Below are 20194 nucleotides of genomic sequence, written 5' to 3' on the forward strand. Positions count from 1 at the left end.
GTCAGGGAAACGGCCGGGGAAACCCGGCCGTTTCCGTTTGTGCGGGCGGCTGCGCTACAGTGCCGCACCTGTGAAAACAAGCCGAAGAAGAAGCAGATGAGCGAGACGAGCGTGGCGGCGACGGGGCTGCCGGTGGTGAATGCCTACGTGTACCCGCGCGGCGGGCTGGATGTGCTGTCCCGGGACGAGGTCGCGCGCCTGAAGGACGCCTCCAGTGGCGGCATGCACGACCTGTTGCGGCGCTGCGCCCTGGCGGTGCTGACCAGCGGCAGCGCCTCCGACGACCCGCGCGCGGCGCAGGAGCTCTACCCCGATTTCGACATCCAGGTCCTGCAGCAGGACCGCGGCATCCGGATCGAATTGATCAATGCGCCCGGCATGGCCTTCGTCGACGGCCAGATCATCCTCGGCGTGGCCGAGTTGCTGTTCGCGGTGGTCCGTGACCTTGCCTACACCGCGATCGAACTCGGGCCCGAGTACGCGGCCGACCTCGAGTCGTCGTCTGGGATCACCAATGCGGTGTTCGGCCTGCTGCGCAATGCGCGCCTGCTGCAGCCCGGCGACCCGAACATGGTGGTGTGCTGGGGCGGCCACTCGATCAGCCGCGCCGAGTACGACTACACCAAGCTGGTCGGCTACCAGCTCGGCCTGCGCGGCATGGACATCTGCACTGGCTGCGGCCCGGGTGCGATGAAGGGCCCGATGAAGGGCGCCAACGTCGCCCACGCCAAGCAGCGCCAGTACCCGGCGCGCTACATCGGCATCACCGAGCCGGGCATCATCGCCGCCGAGTCGCCCAATCCAATCGTCAACCAGCTGGTGATCATGCCCGACATCGAGAAGCGCCTCGAGTCGTTCGTGCGTCTGGGCCACGGCATCATCGTGTTCCCCGGCGGCGTAGGCACCGCCGAGGAAATCCTCTACCTGCTGGGTCTGCTGCTGCAGGAGGAGAACCGCGACATCCCGTTCCCGTTCATCCTGACCGGGCCGACGGCCTCGGCGCCATATTTCGAGCAGATCGACCAGTTCATCCGCCTGACGTTGGGCGAAGAGGCCGCGTCGCGCTACGAGATCATCGTCGCCGATCCCGAGAAGGTCGCCAAGCGCATGTCGGCCGGCATCCGCAAGGTCAAGGAGTACCGGGTCGCGCATAAGGACTCGTTCTACTTCAACTGGTCGCTGACGATCCCGCTGGACCTGCAGCGCCCGTTCGTGCCGACCCACGAGGCGATGGCCGCACTCGACCTGCACCACGGCCGGCGCCCGCACGAGCTGGCAGCGGACCTGCGCCGGGCGTTCTCAGGGATCGTGGCCGGCAACGTCAAGGAAGACGGCCTGCGCCGGGTCGAAGAGTACGGGCCGTTCCAGATCCACGGCGACAGCGACATCATGCAGTCGCTCGACGCGCTGCTGCGCGCGTTCGTCGAGCAGCGGCGCATGAAGATCTCCGGCGAGTACCGCCCCTGCTACGAAGTCATCGCCTGATCCCGGCGGTCGCCGTCCGGCGCCTCAGGCGCCGGTCGGCAGCGTGACCGTCGCACAGAAGCCGTCGGTCTCAGGGCGGGTGACCAGCGAAGCTCCCGGTGCGAGCGCGGTGAGCCGCGCGCGCACCGCGTCCAGCCCGATGCCGTGGCCGCTCGATGCGGCCTGCACCTGCGCCGCGAGCGGGTTGCCGATCCGGATCGTGACCTGACCGGGCTGCGCCGACACCTCGATCTGGACCGTGCCGCCTACCAGGCGCGGCTCGACGCCATGCTTGATCGCGTTCTCGACCAGCGGCTGGATCGCCAGCGCCGGGACGGGCGTGGCCGCGACCACGGCCATGTCCTCGGGCAGTGTCCAGCGCACCACCAGCCGGCTGCCGAAGCGCAGCGACTCGATCTCCAGGTAGCGACGCACGAGCGCCAGCTCCTCCGAAAGCGGAATCACGCCCGGCCCGCTAAACGCGGCACGGAACAGGTCGGCCAGGTCGAGCAGCAGGCGCTCGGCTTCCTCCGGGCGGTCGTGGACCAGGGCCGCGCCGGTGTTGAGCGTGTTGAACAGGAAATGCGGATGCAGACGCGCGCGCAGCAGCTCGAGCTCGGCGGCATCGGCGCGGGCCGACGACTGCAGCGCCCGCCAGTAGTTCTGGTAGATCAGCAGCGCCAGCAGTCCCGCGATCGCTGCCAACGTCACGACCCGCACCAGAAACCGCAGCGGCGACTCGGCGGCCACCGGCCCGCCGGCGAGCTGCCAGCCCGCCCAGCCGACGGTCGAGGCGACCGCCACCAGCAGCACGAGCATCGCCCATGTCCAGGCCTGTGGCGGCAGGCGCAGTAGCAGTGGGCGCGCGAGCCGCACCGCGCCGAGCAGCACCAGCACGATCCACAGCACCGCCAGCGACGTGAGCCCGAACCGGATCGGCCAGTCGGCATCCAGCGGCCGGGCGAGGCTGAGCATCGCCGCCAGCGCCTGGCTCGACAGCACCACGGCGACCAGCACGGGCGCGGTGAACAGGGCGAGCAGCGGATGAGGCCGGGGCGCGGGCATTGGGGGGCTGAGGACCGGGCGGGACCGCCATCGTGCCGCAAACAGCACTGGCGTGACCGTTCGGGGCGCCGCAGCGACCATTGGTCGGCCACCGCTGGCATCCGGGACCGACGCCCTCTACTGTGCGGCCGATCGAATCGGGGGTGCTATGCGCAGTGGTAGACGCGGCCCGCAGGGGCGCATCGGAACGGACGGGTTCTCGCTGGTCGAGCTGATGGTGACGGTCGCGGTGCTCGCGATCCTGTCGGCCGTCGCCGTGCCGTCGATGACCGGCCTGATCAATGCCAACCGGCTGTCGAGCACATCGAGCGAGCTGGTGGCCGCCGTGCAGTTCGCGCGCTCGGAGGCCGTCCGCCGCAATGTCCGGGTCAAGCTGTGCGGCACCGCCGACGGGGCGACCTGCACCAAGGCGGCGGCGTGGTCCGGCTGGCTCGTCATCGACGAAAGCGGCGCGAAGCCCGAGGTGTTGCGCGCACTGGTCGCGCCGGAGAGCCTCCAGATCAGTGGCCCGGCCAATGGCGTCGTGTTCCGGCCCTCGGGCCTGCTGTCGGCGGCATCGTCGTTGACCGTGTGCATGCCCACTACCAATCCCTCGAGCAACCAGCGCGTGATCAATATCAACATCAGCGGGAGCGCGCGCAGCAGCAGCAAGGACGGGAAGGGACAATGCGCTTGATCGGATACCCGAGACGCGCCTTGGTGCCGCCGCGCGGCCAGCGCGGTGTGAGCCTGATCGAGGTGCTGGTCGCTGTGGTCGTGCTGGGCATCGGCCTGCTCGGGACTGCGGCGCTGCAGGCGGTCGCGATGCGTGCGGGCCAGAGCTCGCTGGCGAGCAGCATGGCGGTGGTGCAGACCAACTCCATCATCGAGGCGATGCGCGCGAACATTGCGCAGGCCAGCAGCTACAACATGGCGATGACGTGTGATGTTCCGACCGAGGCTGGCACATTGGCCCAGCGCGACCTGCGCGACTGGATGATCGCAGTCAAAACCACCGTCGGCGCCGGTGCGGCCAGCGCCGCCGGCGGCGCGACGGCCGCGGCGCTGGACAAGACCACCTGTGCCAGCATCAGCGGCTGCCCGGATGCCTGCGCAGTCGTCGTGCAATGGGACGACACGCGTGCAGGTGGCAATGCGCAGCGTCAGGTCGAAACGGTGACACGGCTATGATCCGACCCGGTTTCCAGGCGCGCCACCGTGACGCCGGCATGGCCTTGGTCGAGCTGATGATCGCCATGGTGCTGGGCCTGCTGGTCGTCGGCGCCGCATTCGCGATCTTCCTGTCCAACCAGCGCAGCTACACCGCCAACGAGGATCTGAACCGGATCCAGGAGAATGCGCGGATCGCGCTGGACCTGATCGCACGCGATATCCGGGCTGCCGGTGGCTCCGCCTGTTCGAGCGCATCGGAGATGGCCAGCGGAGGCACCAATGCGCTGCTGTTCCGCGATACCCCGATCACGGGCAATGCCAGCACGTTGCGAGTTGCGTCGGGTGAGGATGCTGCATACAAGATCGCGGCCGCATCGGCATCGGGCCTGACGTTGGCGCCCGGCCAGCTTTCGAAGGCCTCCAACGTGTTCAGTGCGGGAGATGTGCTGCTGCTTTGCAATGCGCGCAAGACCTTCGTGGTCACCGCGACCGCGGTTGGCGACCAGACCATCAGCTTCGCTGCGCTGCCATCCGGATATGATCCTGCGGCCGACCCCTATGCGTCGCTGGCGACGGTGGCACTGGCGCGGTTCCGCGACGTCACCTGGTCTGTCGCCAACAACGCCAACGGCAAGCCGTCGCTGTTCGTCAAGCGCGGCGGCGGCGCGGCCGAGGAAGTGATCGAAGGCGTGCAATCGGTCGCCTTCTCGTATCTGGACAGCAGCACCGGCCTCTACTCGGCAACGCCGAATTTCGCGAACGTGATCGCAGTTCGGGTCGAACTCGTGCTGCAGGGCGCGGCCGTCGATGGCAGCCCGCTGCTGCGTCGCGCATCGAGTGTGATCAGCGTGCGTGGGAGAACCCTATGACAGTTTCAGGACGATGGATGCCGCCAGGTGTCCGCCTTGCGTCCGGCCGCGCTTCCGAGCGCGGCATTTCTCTGATCGTGGTGATGGTGCTGTTGGTCATCACCGCGCTGCTGGGCATCGCGATCCTGCGCAGCGCCACGCTGCAGGAGCGCATGAGTGCGAATACCCGCGACCGTGGGCTCGCGTTCGAAGCCGCTGAAGCGGCCCTGCGCTATGCGCAGCAGAACGTACTGGGCGTCGCACCCGATGCCACGGCGCCCACCCTGACCTGGGCCAGCATCGTGCCGACCGCCACGCACTGCGCCGACCTGGGCGTGTGCCCGACGGGGGCCGCCCCTGCCTGGAAGCCCGTGCCCAGTGGTGCATTCGACAACAAGGGTCTGGTGTCGCAACCGGAATACTGGATCGAATACCTGGGGACGGGGCCGGGTTATCAAGGCAGCTGCGAGGTGGTGCCCGTGCCGCTCGACTGCCATAGCCCGATTTTCCGCATCACCGCGAAGAGCCAGGCTGAAGGGCGTGCAGAGGTCGTGTTGCAGGCCAATGTCGTCAGCCGCATTCCGCAGCCGGGAGCCTGAAGCATGTCCGTCTCCCTTCCTGTCCGTCGTCGCGCGGCCACTTCGCAGCGCCGTTGGTGGTCCGGGCCGGCAGCTTGCCTGGTGACGTTGCTGGCATTGCCTGCCAGCGCGGGGATCACCATCCCCGACGACCCGCTGACCACCGCCAGCCGCGTCGCGCCGAACATCCTGTTCATCCTCGACGATTCGGGGTCGATGGCGTTCGAGTCGATGCCCGACAACCCGCCGAGCACATCGACGCCGGATGTCTCTGACTACGCGTACACACGGAACTCGCTGGCCTACGACCCGGCGCGGAACTACCTCACCTGGCGCCGGGCCGACGGCAGTCGCATGACGGGCGGTACGAGCTTCAACGCGGTCTACGGCAGCTTCAACCTCGTGGGCGGTGGCACGATCAACCTTGCGAGCGGGTCAAGCTGCCGGCGCTACAACCGCAACAACTCCAATGCCACAACTGATGAGTTCTCGTCGGGCGGCACGCAGGTGTGCGGCGGCGTGCAGACGTTCTATGTGCCAAAAGACAGGTCCCAGGCATCAGCGGCCTATCTGGGCAATGGCGAGAACTATTATCGCTACCAGATCACAGGTGATGACGTAATTCGCAGTGAGTACGGGCAAGTGAGCGCAGGCTCGTCCAATGCGCCCGGCTTTCCCGTCTCGCGGCTCTCAGCGTCACGGCGGCAATGGGTGTACTACAACGTCACTGTGCCTTCGGGTATCTCGCAGCTCACTGTCACGACGAGTGGCGGAACGGGCGATGCGGATTTGTACGTTCGCCTCAATTCACAGCCCACCACATCGGCTTACAACTGCAGGCCCTATCGAAACGGCAACAACGAGAGCTGCACCTTTGACTCGCCGGTGGCTGGTGACACGTACTACATCGGCGTCTACGCCGACAGTGCATTTAACAATGTCACGCTGGATGTCTTCTTGAGCACCAATAACCGGTGTTCGTCTGGGACGGGGTCACGCGACTGGATCAATTGTCAATCAGTGACTCCTACCGGGCGCACGGTTGAAGACGAGCAAATTAACTACGCGACCTGGTTTTCTTACCATCGCACGCGCATGAAAGCGGCGAAAGCGGGTGCGTCGGAGGCTTTCAACGATCTCGATAGCAACGTCCGGGTGGGGTTTCGCACCATCTGGGATCGCAACAGCTTCGATATCCCCGTCGCCGACGGGAACGATGGTCGCTTCGTCGACAATCCAAGTGGCCAAGGCGCGGCCGCCACGACCTCGCGCTCGACCTGGTATAGCCGAATGCAGGGCGCCATCGGCTTCAACGGCACGCCGCTGCATGGCGCGCTCGACTCGGCCGGCCGCTATTTCAGCCGCACGGATGCGCAGGGCCCTTACGGGCCGCAGGCGACGTCCGGGCAATTCTCGTGCCGTCAGAACTTCGCGATCCTCACCACCGATGGTTACTGGAACGACACCAGTAACAATTACAGCGTCAAGGTCGGTAACCAGGATGGCGACCCTGGCGTGAAGATCACCGGTATCAACAATCAAAGCTACCGCTACAGTCCAAGTGCGCCCTACACGGACAGTTACTCGGACACGCTGGCCGACGTCGCGATGCGTTACTGGAAGGCGGATCTGCGGACGGATCTCACCAACAACGTCCCCAACAATTCGATCAATCCCGCGTTCTGGCAGCACATGGTGACCTTCGGCATCTCGATCGGTCTCAATGGCAAAAAGCCCTGGTCGAGCGTGGCTGCCGTGCCGTCAAATGCCACTTGGGAAGACCCAACGGATCGCGAGGATGCTGACCGCATCGACGACCTGCTGCACGCGGCCGTCAATGGTCGTGGTGCGTTCGTCGCCGCCTCCAATCCCGAGGAATTCAGTGCGGGCCTGCAGAGCGCCCTCGCTGTGATCTCGGCACGTACGAGTTCCTACTCCAACGTGGCCTCCAATTCGGTATCGCTCGATACAGGCAGCAAGATCTTCAATGCCAGTTACGTCTCAGGGACCTGGAGCGGAGCAGTCACGGCGCGCGCTGTGACCTCGTCGGGCGTGGCGAGTGACCTGAGTTGGACCTCTTCCGTCCCGAGGACTGGGCAAACCGCAAAGTCTTCACTGTCAGTGGGGGCGCCGGCGCGGACTTCCCCAGCACGGCGCAGGTCACTGCACTGGGGCGCGAGGGCGGCCCGACGAGCTATCCGGTCACGGGCGTCGACAATGCGAATTACCTCAGAGGCCAGCGAACGCTCGAGAACAACCGTGGCGGGGTTCTACGCAACCGCGCCGCCGTTCTGGGCGATATCGTGGGCTCGTCTCCTGCCTATGTCGGCGACACCGACACACTGTATGTCGGAGCGAACGACGGCATGTTGCATGCCTTTGATGCGACCAATGGGCAGGAGCTGTTCGCCTACGTGCCGGGCATCATCGACATCTCCGCGCTGTCGACGCTGAGCCGGCCCGATTACACGCATCGCTACTTCGTCGATGGGCCCGTATCGGTCACGTCTCGAGCCCTGACACCGGGGAAGAATCTGTTGATCGGAACGCTTGGCCGCGGTGGCAAGGGCGTGTTTGCACTCGACGTGAGTACACCCCGAACGGCGACCGCGACAAGTGTCTACAAGTGGGAATTGAAGGACACCACCACCGGCAGCGACGGCAATATGGGACTGGTGATGAGCAAGCCGCTGCTCTCCAAGGTCACCGGTGGCCGGGTGGCCGCGGTGCTGGGCAACGGGGTTAACAGTTCGCGCGATAAGGCCGTGTTGATCGTGCTTGACGTCGAGAACGGAAACATCATCCGACAGATCGATACAGGCGTAGGTTCGTCGCAGGCGCCGAATGGGTTGTCGGCTCCAGTCGGGGTCTATAGTGCCGACGGGCAGACGCTCGCCTACGTCTATGCGGGCGATATGCTCGGCAACGTCTGGAAGTTCGACCTGACCAGCACCAATGCGACGCAGTGGAGCGCCAAACTGCTGTTCACGGCCCAGGATGCGAACGGCACCGCGCAACCGATCACGGGTGCGCCAACTGTCGCCACCAACCCGACGACCCGCAAGCGCTGGGTGTTTTTCGGTACCGGGCGCTACCTCACGGCCGAGGATGCGGATGCCCGGAATACCGCTGTGCAGACGCTCTATGGCCTGGTTGACGACGATCCTGCGACATCGTCCACCCGCGCCACCCTCACGCGGCGCACCATCGCTGTCCAGAGCACAACCGTCAGCGGGTTCGAAGCGCGTGCATTCGAGACTCGCAGTGCCTTGCCGGCCAACTCGAAGGGGTGGTACATCGACTTGCCAGGCAGCGGCGAGCGGATCGTCCAGGATGCGCAGATCGTGTCCTCGTTCCTGGTCACGGCCAGCATGATGCCTTCGGGCAATGCCTGCGACGCTGGCGGCTCGGGGTTCATTAACGCACTCGATGCGTTTACCGGTACCAGTGCTGGTAGCTCGTACTTCGACCTGGACGGTAATGGGCAGACAGACGACAACGCGATTTCAGGGGGCTTGCCAGTAGGGTCGTTCAATCCCGGCGTTGGCATGCCGACGCTGCCGAGGTTAATGCGCGGCCTCCTCGTGGTCGGTGGTACCGGGTTGAGCAGTACTGGGTCCGACGACGCTTCACGTTCGTTTAAAACCGCGTCTCCGCGCTGGGATCGCGTATCGTGGCGCGAGCTCCGAGGAGACTAACGATGACGCACGCGTTCTTCGCCCGCTGGCATGCGCGCCGTCGCGCGCAGACGGGTTTCTCGCTGATCGAACTGATGATTGTTGTTGCGATCATCGGCATCCTGGCCGCGATCGCCTATCCGAGCTACATGCAGCACATCGTCAAGACCCGCCGCGCGGCGGGCACTGCCTGTCTGATGCAGGCGGTGCAGCAGATGGAGCGTTTTTACACCACCAACCTAACGTACACGGGCTCTCCGTCCAGCTTCCCCTGCGACAACGACGCGGCGACGTACTACACCGTGAGCCAGGTGACGGGCTCCGCTGGTGCCAGAACCTACAAGCTCAGCGCGGCGCCCAAGGGGGGCAGGAGAATCAGGACAAGACGTGTGGCACGTTGACCATCGACCACAAGGGCGCGCGTACGCCCACGACGTCCGGTTGTTGGTGATGGCGCTGCACGACGCCAGCGTCATGTCGTACTGAGACGAGTTTGGGGTGCGTGCGATGGCGACGCCGGTGACGTCTCACGGGGCAGTTCGGCCAGTCGCAGATGACCGTCGTATTGGACAGCCGCAATAGTATTGGACACAAAAAAGGCCCGCATTGCTGCGGACCTCTTGAATTTGGCGCCCGAAGTTGGACTCGAACCAACGACCCCCTGATTAACAGTCAAGTGCTCTAACCGGCTGAGCTATTCGGGCGGGGACGCGTAGTTTAAGGGTTCGTCGCGGGAGGTCAAGCGCCCAGAGTGCGCGTCTCGTCCTGCAGGCGGGTGCGGGCGGGGTGGGGCTCAGCCGGCGCCGCACGGCGCGGCGTCCCCGGCCCGTTCGGTCCGCACACGCCCGACATTGTTGACGATAAGTCGGCGCTGGACGCGGCCGGCGCTGCAGATGGCGATGGTCAGGTTGGTCCCGACGCTGCGGCCATCGGGCCGGTAGCGCACGAAGGGGCGGTTGGCCTCGAAGGCAAGGTCGCCGTTCGCCAGCCCGGTCGGGCTGGCGATGCGCAGTAGGTCGTGGTCGACGTCGGCGGCGAGATCGCGATCCGGGTCCCGCAGCACCAGCCAGCCCAGCGTCCAGGCGCCATCGTCGCGGCATCGGTTGTCCTCGGTGCGCGGGCAAACGACAACGCTCTTGCCGCCGGTGACGGCGGCATTGCGGGCCAGGGCTAGATCAGCCCTAAGGCCCTCGGCAGCCGATATCGCGCGGTAGGCCGCCACTGCCTGCGCAAAGGCGGGCACTGCGACCAGCGCGAGTACCAACAGCACGCCGACCGTGCACATCAGTTCGAGCAAAGTGACGCCGCGTTCGCGGTGCATGGCCGATCCTCCTGAACGGGAACGGTCAGCATGGCCAGTCCGGGTGGTGGCGCCCCTCGGTGTATGCCGCCTCCGCGGGTCGGGAACCTCCGGCTGCTATCGTCAGGGGTTACCCGCGCCGGCGGTTGTTGCCAGCGCCGGTCGCCCCCATTTCAAGTGCTCCCTCGTATCGCAGACGCCATGAACGACGCCATCCAACCTGCCGGATTCCAGCTCGTCTCGCCCTACCAGCCGGCGGGTGATCAGCCGCGGGCGATCGAGCAGTTGGTCGAGGGCTTCGAGGCCGGCCTAGCGCACCAGACACTGCTCGGCGTGACCGGCTCGGGCAAGACCTACACCATCGCCAACGTGATCCAGCGGGTGCAGAAGCCGACCTTGGTGATGGCGCCGAACAAGACGCTGGCCGCCCAGCTCTATGGCGAGTTCAAATCGTTCTTCCCGCACAACGCGGTGGAGTATTTCGTCAGCTACTACGACTACTACCAGCCCGAGGCGTATGTGCCGTCGTCGGACACCTACATCGAGAAGGACAGCTCGGTGAACGAGCACATCGAGCAGATGCGGTTGTCGGCGACCAAGGCGCTGCTCGAGCGTCGCGACGCGATCATCGTGTGCACGGTCTCGGCGATCTATGGCCTCGGCGATCCGAATGAGTACTTCCGGATGGTGCTGCACATGGTGCGCGGCGAGCGCATCGATCAGCGCGAGCTGATCCGCCGTCTGACCGAGATGCAGTACAGTCGCAACGACCATGAACTGCGTCGCGGTACCTACCGCGTGCGCGGCGAGACGATCGACGTGCACCCGGCCGAGTCGGACGCCGAGGCGCTGCGCATCGAGCTGTTCGACGGCGAGATCGAGCGCATCACCCAGTTCGACCCGCTGACCGGCGAGACCCGGCGCACGCTGCAGCGTTACACGATCTACCCCAAGTCGCACTACGTGACCACGCGGCGCACGACGCTCGATGCGATCGAGGCGATCAAGGCCGAGTTGCCGCCGCGGTTGGAGCAGTTCTACGCGGAGAACAAGCTGGTGGAGGCGCAGCGGCTGCAGCAGCGCACCCAGTTCGATCTGGAGATGATGGCCGAGGTCGGCTACTGCAATGGCGTGGAGAACTACTCGCGCCACCTGACCGGGCGGATGCCGGGCGAGGCGCCGCCGTGCCTGTTCGACTACCTGCCGCCCGATGCGCTGCTGGTCATCGACGAGTCGCATGTCACCGTTCCGCAGATCGGGGCGATGTACAAGGGCGACCGCTCGCGCAAGGAGACGCTGGTCAACTTCGGTTTCCGGTTGCCGTCGGCGCTGGACAACCGGCCGCTGAAGTTCGAGGAGTGGGAAGGGCGCTCGCCGCGGGCGATCTTCGTTTCGGCCACGCCCGGCAGCTACGAGATGGAGAAGTCACAGGGTCAGGTGGTGGAGCTGGTCGTGCGTCCGACCGGCCTGATCGACCCGGTGGTCGAGATCCGGCCGGTCGCGACCCAGGTGGACGACGTGCTCGGCGAGATCCGCGAGCGCGTGGCGATGGGCGACCGGGTGCTGATCACGACGCTGACCAAGCGCATGGCCGAGAACCTGACCGAGTACCTGAGCGAACACGACGTCAAGGTGCGTTATCTGCACTCGGACATCGATACTGTCGAGCGGGTGGAGATCATCCGTGACCTGCGGTTGGGCAAGTTCGACGTACTGGTGGGCATCAACCTGCTGCGCGAGGGCCTGGACATGCCCGAGGTGTCGCTGGTCGCGATCCTCGATGCCGACAAGGAAGGCTTCCTGCGTTCGGGTGGGTCGCTGATTCAGACGATCGGACGCGCCGCTCGCAACCTGCGCGGCAAGGCCATCCTGTATGCCGATCGCATCACCAATTCGATGCAGACCGCGCTCGACGAGACCGACCGCCGGCGCCAGAAGCAGGTCGAGTACAACGCCGAGCACGGCATCACGCCCAAGTCTGTCGCACGCGCGATCGTTGACATCATGGAAGGCGCGCGCGCCGAGCCCGAGCTTGAGAAGAAAGGCCGCGGCAAGGGCCGCAAGGTTGCCGAGCCGGCCGAGGACTACGCGGCGCTGTCGCCCGACAAGCTCGCCGCCAAGCTCAAGACGCTCGAGCAGCAGATGTACCAGCACGCACGCGATCTCGAGTTCGAAGAGGCCGGGCGCCTGCGCGACCAGATCCAGAAGATCAAGGCGGCTGCGCTGGGCTAAGCGAAGCAAGCGAGCGTCGCCTGCATGTTGCGTCTTGGTCGGCGCGAGGTCTGCAGTGCGGGGGGGAGGGGCAGCCTGCCCCGTGAGCGCGGAGCGTGTCGCGCCTGCATGCGTCACCGTCGGTTTTGGCCTGGCGCCACTGCGGGCGCCATGTTAGAAGCGAGGTTCACCCTGGAAGGAGTCCAAGATGAACCGTGCACTGTTCGTAACCGCTGCGCTGACGCTAGGCGCGATCACCACGCCCGCCATGGCCGCGCAGACCTGGATGTGTCGCGTCGCGCCGGGCCCGTTGTTCTCTGATGTGCAGCAATGCAATGCGTTCTGTCTCGAGACGCAAGGGGCCTGGATCCCGACAGCGATGAGCCGATCTACCTGTGCGAGATCTATCGTCCAGGCGGCGGTGGAGGTGGTGGAGGCGGTGGCGGTGGCGGTCCGATTGCGCCCGAGCCGGCGCCGATGAGCGTAGGCGCAGCGCGTTCGGCGCCGGTCGCACCCGATCGGTAACGGCTTGCCGCCACGGTCGGATCGCCCAGTGCGTTTAGGCGATCCAAGCCCGCGCCTTGGCAGAGCGCGTTATCAAGGGCGGTTGAATTGCGCCCGGTACACGGGCGCTGTAGGGCGATAGACCGCGCTCCGGCCGGCGTCTTCAGCGAGACCATCCTGCGGGCACAAAAATGCCGGCTCTTGGGCCGGCATCTTTGGGGTCAGTATGGGGTCAGTGCCTCGACGCCACGCTTCTTGTTTGTCACGAAAAGCCTTAGAAACAAGGCATTTACGTGGTGGGCGGTACAGGGTTCGAACCTGTGACCCCTACCATGTCAAGGTAGTGCTCTACCGCTGAGCTAACCGCCCGATGTTGCTGCCCGCCGCTTCGGCGAGGTCGCGCATTCTAGCCCAGTCATCGGAGGTGCACAAGCGTCTCCAGGTTCAGATGCCTTGCGCCTGACGTGGGCCGCCGGCCGCGCGCAGGACGCCGCGCGGCCGGTATGGGTCAAAAGCGGTAGTTGACGCCCATCAGATAGGTGCGGCCGTAGTCGTAGAACTGGTTCGGGCGCTCCTGCAGGCCGTCGAAGGTCGAGCGGAAGGGCTCGTTCTCCAGGTTGTTGACCTGCAGCAGCAGCGACAGGCCCTCCAGGCGTCCGCTTTCGAACGCGTAGCCCAGCTGCAGGTCGGTCACGGTCTCGCCGGTGAACATCACCTTGGTGCGATCGCCGCCGGCGCCCTGGACCTCGCCGAGGAAGTCCGAGCGGCTGCGCTGCGACACACGGGCCGAGAAGCCGTAGCGCTCGTAGTACAGCGCGACGTTGGAGACGTACTTCGACAGGCCGGGCAGGGGCTCGGAGCTGTCGGGGCCGTTGGGCGCGATGTCGCTCTCGGTGTCGGAGTAGTTGCCCATGAAGCCGAAGCCTTCCAGCGGCGCCCACAGCAGGCCCAGCGGGAGCGATACGGCGAACTCCCAGCCCTTGATCGTGCCGCCCTCGCCGTTGACCGGCTGGCTGTACTCGCCGATCCACGACGGCGGCAGGTTGCCCGGCAGTTCGGGAGGCAACGGCAGCTGGCTGAAGTCGAACGCGGTCGTCTGACGGTAGATGTAGGTCTTGAGATCCTTGTAGAAGTACGCCGCACTGACGTAGCCGCGCCCGATCGATTCGTTGCCGAAGTACTTCTCGTACGAGAGGTCGTAGGCATTGGCCAGCCACGGATCGAGCTCGGGGTTGCCGCCGCTGCCGGTCCAGCGGTCGCGGCTGCGGTCGATGCTGTAGCTCCCGCCGGCGGTGAGTTCGTCCATGCGCGGGCGCGCCATCTGGCGTGAGGCGCCGACGCGCACGAACTGCTCGGCCGGCAGGCCGAAGGACAGGTTCATGCTCGGCAGGTAGTGCACGTGGTCGGCGCCGCGCTCGCTGGGCGCTTCCAGCGCCGCGCCTTCGAACGTCGCCACGCCGGTCGAGCGCTGGCTGGCGTTGACCACCTGCACGCCGACGTTGCCCTTGAGCGGCACCGGGCCGAGATCGGTGTCGATGTCGGCTTGGACATAGAGCGTGGCGATCTCTTCGTGGATCTCCCAGTTCTTGTCGTTGATCGCCGCATCGTCCTTGCGCCACGGGCGATAGACGCCGGCGGCAAGCATCGCGCGCTCGTCGAGGTCGAGAATCGACGGAATGCCGGCGAAGCCGAAGGCGCTGTTGCGCACGTACTGTCCCGGGATCGCGACGCTGAGATCGCCGGTGCAGGCGTCGGTGACGCACAGGGTGTACTCGGTCGAGGCGCGGCTCTTGCGGCGGTCGGTGATGTTGCCGCCGAAGCGCAGGGCGGACACGAAGCCGGCATCGAAGCGACGCTCGAGGTCGATCCGGAACGCACTGATCTGGTCGCGGACCTCGAAGTTCTTCAGGTAGCCGGCCTGGTCGCGCTCGCCGCCCCAGCGGTCGGGATCGCGCAGGACGAAGCCGCCCGGTGCGCCGAGGTCGTAGTCCAGGTCGATGTCGTACCAGCCCTCGGGATTGAACACGTAGCGGCCCGAGCTGGTGACGCCGGCTGGCGGCGTGGCGTAGACCTCGAACAGTTGCTCGGCGCGGCGCGCGCGCGAGTGGCTGACGTCGGTGGTCAGCGTCCAGTTCGCGTTGACCTCCAGCTCGGTGTTCCAGCCGAACGACAGCAGGCGGTCGTCCATCGTGTTGCTGTCGTTGCGCAGCACGATCGGTGCGATCTGCGACCAGGTCGAATCGATCGTGGTGCCGTTGGGGCTCAGCGTGGCGTCGTCGAGGGTTGCCCGGCCATAGGCCAGGCCGGTCTGCAGACCGTACTTGTTCTCTTGCCGATCGAACTGCGAGTAGAACAGGTCGATGGTGGAGTGCAGGCGCTCGTTGGGCTGGAACTCGAGCACCGCCATGTAGCCGTCGCGCCGATTGCTGCCTTCGATCGCATAGGCCGCGGTGCCGCCGAGCACGGCGTTGCCCGCGTAGCCTGGGTACTCCTTGTTGAAGTTCCACGACTCGAACTGGTGGCCGAGGTTCGGGCTGTCGAGGCGCGCGTAACCGACGGCGATGCCGACGGTGTTGTCGGCGAACTGATCGATGTACGAGATGCTGGCGCGGCTGCCGTATTCCTTATCGTCGCCGAGCTTGTTCATATCGCCGCGCACGTTCACCGCGATCGCGCGCTCGCCGAACGACAACGGGCGGACGGTTTTCATGTTGACCGTGCCCGACAGGCCCTGGCCGACCAGCTGCGCATTGGTGGTCTTGTGCACCACGACCTGGCTGATCAGTTCGGACGGGTACTGGTCGAACTCCACGCCGCGGTTGTTGCCGAAGCTCACCTGCTCGCGGCCGTTGAGCAACGCGGTGGAGAAATCGCCGGCGAAACCGCGGATGTTGAGCTCCTGCGGGCGGCCGCCGAAACGCTGCGCAGAGATGCCGGGCAGGCGCGACAGCGAGTCGGCGATGCTGGTGTCGGGCAGCTTGCCGATGTCCTCGGCCGAGATCGCCTCGACGATGGTGTCCTCGGCTTGCTTGGTATCCATCGACAGTTCGATGCCGCGGCGGATGCCGGTGACACGCACGCTGTCGAGCTGCACGGCGTCGCCGCCGGAGGCCGGCGTCTGCGTCGAGGCGGTTTCGATGTTGTTCGTGGACGTCGACGTGGTGGTCTGCGCGTGTGCGCCGGTTGCGAGCATCAGCAGCGCAGACGACAGCGCAACGCTGAGCAGGTTGCGATCGAGCTTCGACATCTCCCCTCCCAAGGGTGTCCAGCAGGCAGTGTTCGGGGCGAGCCGTCGGCATCGGAACGCGATGGATCGGACCGGCCCCGCGATTGGCGGCCATGGTAGTCCCGGGGTTCGGGCCCGGCGGCGCACTGCATACGTATTCATGGCGCAATGCGGTGGCGCTCGTCGACGATGGGGCATCGATGGCGCTGGGAGGCGGCGATGGAAAACGATTACATGCAGCGGTGCACACGCGTGTGCGTGCGGGGCATCGCACTCGCGTGCCTGTCCTTGATTGCCGGTGCGGCGAGCGCGGGCGATCTGCACGTGCCGTCCCCCGACTGGCGCGATCAGATCGTCTACTTCCTGATGATCGACCGCTTCGACGATGGCGACTCGTCCAACAACGACCAGGGCACCGGCGAGTACGATCCGAACGATCCGGCGCGCTACAGCGGCGGCGACCTTGCGGGTGTGACGCGCCGGCTCGACTACGTGCAGGGACTGGGCGCGACGGCGGTGTGGATCACCCCACCGGTGGCGCACCAGTGGTGGAACGAGGCGACGCGTTACGGTGGCTATCACGGCTATTGGGCGGACGACTTCTCGGCCATCGACCCGCATTTCGGCACGCGTGACGACTACCGCGCCCTGTCGCGCGGTCTGCACGGCCGCGGTATGTACTTGATTCAGGACATCGTGGTGAACCACACCGCGAACTATTTCGGCTATCCCGACGGCTGGCGCGCGGACGATCCGGCAGCCGGATTCGTGCGCTTTGCTGACGCGCGCGGCCGCCAGGCGCCGGTGCAGCCGCCGTTCGACCGCAACGATGCGCGCGATCCGACCCAGCGCCGCGATGCGATCTACCACTGGACGCCCGACATCGTCGATTTCACCGACCGCACGCAGGAGCTGACCTACCAGCTCGCGGGCCTCGACGATCTCAATACCGAGCATCCCGAAGTCCGGCGCGCGCTGCGGCGCAGCTATGGCGATTGGATCCACGACATCGGCGTCGATGCGTTCCGTGTCGACACCGCGCTGCATGTGCCGGCGGATTTCTTCGACGATTTCCTGCACGCCGACGATCCTGATGCGCCGGGCATCGCTGCGGCCGCACGCGCGACCGGCCGCGAGGACTTCCACGTCTTCGGCGAGGGCTTTGCGATCGACAAGCCGTTCGAGGACAGCCAGGCGCGCCGGCTCGAAGCCTATATGCGCACCGAGGCCGGCGGCGATCGCTTGCCCGGCATGATCAACTTCCCGCTCTACGGCAGTCTCGGCGACGTGTTCGCGCGCGGCGAGCCGACTGCGGTGCTCGGCCATCGCATCGCCAGCATGGTCGCGCTGCATCCGCGCCTGCACTGGATGCCGAGCTTCGTCGACAACCACGACGTCGACCGGTTCCTGGCCGGCGCCGATACGCGCGCCTTGCGTCAGGCACTGCTGGCGATGATGACCCTGCCGGGCATTCCCACGCTGTACTACGGCACCGAGCAGGGCTTTTCGGGGCGCCGCACGGCGATGTTCGCCGGCGGTGTTGGCGCACAAGGCGACGCGTTCGACACCGCCGCACCGCTGTATCGCGAGATCGCGGCGATGTCGGCATTGCGGCTCGACGACCGGTTGTTTTCGCGGGGTGTGCCCGAGGTGTTGCGCGACAGTGGGGGCGGGCCCGGCGCGCTGGTGTGGGCCACGCGCCACGAGGCGGCGCTTGCGCTGGTTGCGTTCAACACCGCCGATGCGCCGGTGCTGGTCGATGCGCTGGAGACAGGGCTGCCGGGCGGCACGCGGCTGGAGGGCGTGTTCGGACTCGATGGCGATCCTGCGCCGCTGACCGTCGCCGCCGATGGCCGGCTGACGCTGGTGCTGCCGCCGCGTGCAGGGCTGGTCTGGCGGCAGCGCGGCGGTGAGGCGCCGCCGGAGGCACCGCAGTCCGCGGCGCCGACGCTCGATGCGCTGCCGCCAGCCCCGTGGCGCGACGACGTGGTGCTGCACGGACGTGCGACGCCCGGCGACGTGTTGCAGGTCGTGATCGATGGCGATCTGCAGCGCGCCCCGCGCGTCGTGGCCGGTGCCGACGGTCGCTGGACGGCGACGCTGCGCACCGACAGTTGGATCGATCCGGCGCGCAGGCATCGCCTGGTGCTGTGGCGCGAGGCCGACCGGACTGCGTCGACAGCGCAGCCGTTCCAGGTCGAACGCCAGTGGCAAGCGGTGGCGCGCGTGGACGATCCGGCCGGCGACGATCACGGCCTGGACGGGCGCGTGGTCTATCCCACCGGCGGCCAGTGGCGGACGCAGCGGCAGGGCGACTTGCGCGGGCTGGACGTCGAGACCAGCGGCGGCGCGCTTCGCGTCAGTTTGCGCATGGCCAGCGTCACCCAGGGTTGGAATCCGCCCAATGGCTTCGATCATGTCGCGCCGGTGGTGTTCATCGAGTTGCCGGAACGCGAAGGCGGCAGCGAGGTGATGCCGCAGCAGAACGCGCGCCTGCCGGACGGGATGCGCTGGCACTACCGCATCCGCGCCCACGGTTGGTCGAACGCGCTGTTCTCGGCGGAAGGCGCAGATGCCGACACCGAGGGCACGCCGCAGGCGCAGCCCGCGCGAATCGACGTCGATTCGGACGCGGCGACGATCCGCTTCACGTTGCCGGCCTCAACGCTGGGCGATCCGACGTCGCTCGCCGGCGCCCGCGTGCATGCGGTGACCTGGGACTACGACGACGGGTTCCGCCCCCTGCAGCCGCAGGCGAGCGGATCGGCGTTCGGGGCGGGGATGGCCGGCACGACGCCCGCGTTCTCGATGCGGTGGGACCACTGCGGCTGCCGTGAGAGTGGGCGGCCATGGACAAGCCTTCCCTTCATCAGGAAAATGAGAATCGTTCCCGATAATGAAGGGTCGCGAGCCAGCGGGCTCGACGGCACCTGCGGTTCGGCCCAGCGCCGGCCCGTGCCTGCGGCGGCCATGTCGCCAGGCTCCGATGCGGGCACTCCTCCCATCGTCCGCCCAGCCGAGTCCATGCCCATGATCCCGTCCTCCCGCGCCCTGACCTTGCTGGCTGCTGCGACCGCACTCGCGCTCGGCCTGTCGTCGCCTGTGCATGCCCAGCAGGCACCGGCAATCGCAACGCCTGCGGCCACCGCGAACGCGTTGCCCGATGGCGTGCTGCGCCGCGACCTCGCGCGCGGGGTCTACGAAGCGCGCTACAGCCAAGCCGCGAGCGCGCTGTTCGTCGCGTCGTCGGAGGCCGCACCCGACACCAAGGGCGGGGTGATCTACCGGCTCGATCCGCTTACGCTGGAGACCCGCGGCCAGACCCACACCGACTTGCGCAACTTCGCCATCGCGACCGACGCCAAGGGCGAGACGCTGTACGTGACCAACAGCGTCGAGCGTGGGCTCACCGCAGTCGACGCGGTCAGCGGCGAGGTCAGAGGCCGGCTGCGCTTCGAGGACAAGGCCTCGGACGGCACCTTCTACGGTCCGCGGCAGGTGATTCTCGACGAGGCCAGCGGCACGCTGTATGTCGGCGGCGTCGGCGCGCCGGGGCTGATCTGGGTGGTGGATGCGGCCACGCTGACGCTGCGCGCGACGATCGGCGATGCCGGCAAGTGGGTGACCGGCCTGCTGCTCGATCCGGCAGCCAGCCGGCTGTACGCGGCCAACGGCGACGGCGAGGTGCTGGTGATCGACACCGCGACCCATGCGATTCAGCACCGCTGGACGCCCGGCGATGGCAAGGAGTACCTGCTGCTCAACCTCGCCCACGATCCGGCCACGCACCGCCTGTTCGTGACCGACCACTCGAAGGGCGCGACCGTGCTGGTGTTCGACACGCGCACCGGCAAGGTCGAGCGCAGCCTGCCGGTCGGCGACTCGATGGGCATCGTGCTCCACCCCGAGCGCAAGGCGCTCTACGTGACCCATCGCGACCAGGGCACGGTCAGCGAGCTCGACGCCGACAGCTACGCCGTGCGCCGCACCTGGACGCTGCCGCCCAATCCCAACAGCCTCGAGCTCGCGCCCGACGGCAAGGCGCTGTACGTGACGGTCAAGGCGCCCTTCAACAAGGACTACACCGCCAGCGCACTGGAAAGCGTGGTCCGCATTCCCCTCGAGTAGGCCTGGAGCCGGACGCGCCAGTAGATGACGACCTCGTCCCC

At 66.7% G+C, this 20194-nt stretch carries 11 protein-coding genes, 2 tRNA genes and 2 pseudogenes; 10 read left to right on the top strand and 5 right to left on the bottom strand.

Going from position 1 to position 20194, the window contains the following annotated elements; genetic code table 11:
• Window positions 1-96 precede the first annotated feature (96 nt).
• The gene (locus tag BEN78_11650) at window positions 97-1485 is read left to right on the top strand and encodes an LOG family protein (GenBank protein ASR43930.1); all 1389 of its coding nucleotides are present in this window, start codon (window positions 97-99) and stop codon (window positions 1483-1485) included.
• Window positions 1486-1509: 24 nt separating this feature from the next.
• Here BEN78_11650 and BEN78_11655 read toward each other — a convergent pair whose 3' ends face one another.
• Window positions 1510-2529, bottom strand: coding sequence for a hypothetical protein (locus BEN78_11655; GenBank protein ASR43931.1), 1020 nt, complete (start codon window positions 2527-2529; stop codon window positions 1510-1512).
• Between the two features lie 148 nt (window positions 2530-2677).
• On the opposite strand from BEN78_11655, the gene BEN78_11660 reads away from it, so the two are divergent.
• The 6 genes and pseudogenes from BEN78_11660 (at window position 2678) to BEN78_11685 (ending at window position 9235) form a co-directional block, all read left to right on the top strand.
• On the top strand, window positions 2678-3205 hold the full coding sequence (locus tag BEN78_11660; GenBank protein ASR43932.1) for a hypothetical protein: 528 nt from the start codon (window positions 2678-2680) through the stop codon (window positions 3203-3205).
• Entirely contained in the window at window positions 3196-3699 is a 504-nt protein-coding gene (locus BEN78_11665) for a type IV pilus modification protein PilV (GenBank protein ID ASR43933.1), read from the top strand. Before BEN78_11660 ends, BEN78_11665 begins: the two co-directional genes overlap by 10 nt.
• Window positions 3696-4550, top strand: coding sequence for a hypothetical protein (locus BEN78_11670; protein ID ASR43934.1), 855 nt, complete (start codon window positions 3696-3698; stop codon window positions 4548-4550). The genes BEN78_11665 and BEN78_11670 overlap by 4 nt, the downstream gene beginning before the upstream one ends.
• A gap of 17 nt (window positions 4551-4567) precedes the next feature.
• Complete coding sequence (locus BEN78_11675) at window positions 4568-5128, top strand: hypothetical protein (protein ID ASR43935.1); 561 nt, start codon at window positions 4568-4570, stop codon at window positions 5126-5128.
• A 1587-nt stretch (window positions 5129-6715) separates the two neighbouring features.
• Window positions 6716-8805 (top strand): annotated as a pseudogene (locus BEN78_11680) (hypothetical protein).
• Window positions 8806-8807: 2 nt separating this feature from the next.
• Window positions 8808-9235 (top strand): annotated as a pseudogene (locus tag BEN78_11685) (hypothetical protein).
• 176 nt (window positions 9236-9411) lie between these two features.
• On the opposite strand, the gene BEN78_11690 reads toward BEN78_11685, so the two are convergent.
• Together BEN78_11690 and BEN78_11695 are read right to left on the bottom strand one after the other, a co-directional pair.
• Window positions 9412-9488: transfer RNA gene (locus BEN78_11690), tRNA-Asn, on the bottom strand.
• 89 nt (window positions 9489-9577) lie between these two features.
• A complete protein-coding gene (locus tag BEN78_11695; protein ASR45103.1) occupies window positions 9578-10069 on the bottom strand; it encodes a hypothetical protein in 492 nt (163 codons plus the stop codon).
• 216 nt (window positions 10070-10285) lie between these two features.
• On the opposite strand from BEN78_11695, the gene BEN78_11700 reads away from it, so the two are divergent.
• Complete coding sequence (locus tag BEN78_11700) at window positions 10286-12316, top strand: excinuclease ABC subunit B (protein ASR43936.1); 2031 nt, start codon at window positions 10286-10288, stop codon at window positions 12314-12316.
• 187 nt (window positions 12317-12503) lie between these two features.
• Window positions 12504-12776: a hypothetical protein gene (locus BEN78_11705; GenBank protein ASR43937.1), complete on the top strand. Its 273-nt coding sequence runs from the start codon at window positions 12504-12506 to the stop codon at window positions 12774-12776.
• A 317-nt stretch (window positions 12777-13093) separates the two neighbouring features.
• Here BEN78_11705 and BEN78_11710 read toward each other — a convergent pair.
• Window positions 13094-13168, bottom strand: a tRNA-Val gene (locus BEN78_11710).
• A 139-nt stretch (window positions 13169-13307) separates the two neighbouring features.
• Window positions 13308-16046: a hypothetical protein gene (locus BEN78_11715; GenBank protein ID ASR43938.1), complete on the bottom strand. Its 2739-nt coding sequence runs from the start codon at window positions 16044-16046 to the stop codon at window positions 13308-13310.
• A 198-nt stretch (window positions 16047-16244) separates the two neighbouring features.
• Here BEN78_11715 and BEN78_11720 point away from each other — a divergent pair, with 198 nt between their 5' ends.
• A complete protein-coding gene (locus tag BEN78_11720; protein ASR43939.1) occupies window positions 16245-20153 on the top strand; it encodes a hypothetical protein in 3909 nt (1302 codons plus the stop codon).
• Window positions 20154-20194: the final 41 nt, after the last annotated feature.

It is taken from the genome of Xanthomonas citri pv. mangiferaeindicae, assembly GCA_002240395.1.
Classification (GTDB): domain Bacteria; phylum Pseudomonadota; class Gammaproteobacteria; order Xanthomonadales; family Xanthomonadaceae; genus Luteimonas; species Luteimonas citri_A.

Coding starts and splice junctions, on each gene's coding strand:
- BEN78_11705 (ASR43937.1), top strand. CDS start 12,504: ATGAACCGTGCACTGTTCGTAACCGCTGCGCTGACGCTAGGCGCGATC.
- BEN78_11660 (ASR43932.1), top strand. CDS start 2,678: ATGCGCAGTGGTAGACGCGGCCCGCAGGGGCGCATCGGAACGGACGGG.
- BEN78_11720 (ASR43939.1), top strand. CDS start 16,245: ATGGAAAACGATTACATGCAGCGGTGCACACGCGTGTGCGTGCGGGGC.
- BEN78_11650 (ASR43930.1), top strand. CDS start 97: ATGAGCGAGACGAGCGTGGCGGCGACGGGGCTGCCGGTGGTGAATGCC.
- BEN78_11675 (ASR43935.1), top strand. CDS start 4,568: ATGCCGCCAGGTGTCCGCCTTGCGTCCGGCCGCGCTTCCGAGCGCGGC.
- BEN78_11670 (ASR43934.1), top strand. CDS start 3,696: ATGATCCGACCCGGTTTCCAGGCGCGCCACCGTGACGCCGGCATGGCC.
- BEN78_11665 (ASR43933.1), top strand. CDS start 3,196: ATGCGCTTGATCGGATACCCGAGACGCGCCTTGGTGCCGCCGCGCGGC.
- BEN78_11700 (ASR43936.1), top strand. CDS start 10,286: ATGAACGACGCCATCCAACCTGCCGGATTCCAGCTCGTCTCGCCCTAC.
- BEN78_11715 (ASR43938.1), bottom strand. CDS start 16,046: ATGTCGAAGCTCGATCGCAACCTGCTCAGCGTTGCGCTGTCGTCTGCG.
- BEN78_11655 (ASR43931.1), bottom strand. CDS start 2,529: ATGCCCGCGCCCCGGCCTCATCCGCTGCTCGCCCTGTTCACCGCGCCC.
- BEN78_11695 (ASR45103.1), bottom strand. CDS start 10,069: ATGTGCACGGTCGGCGTGCTGTTGGTACTCGCGCTGGTCGCAGTGCCC.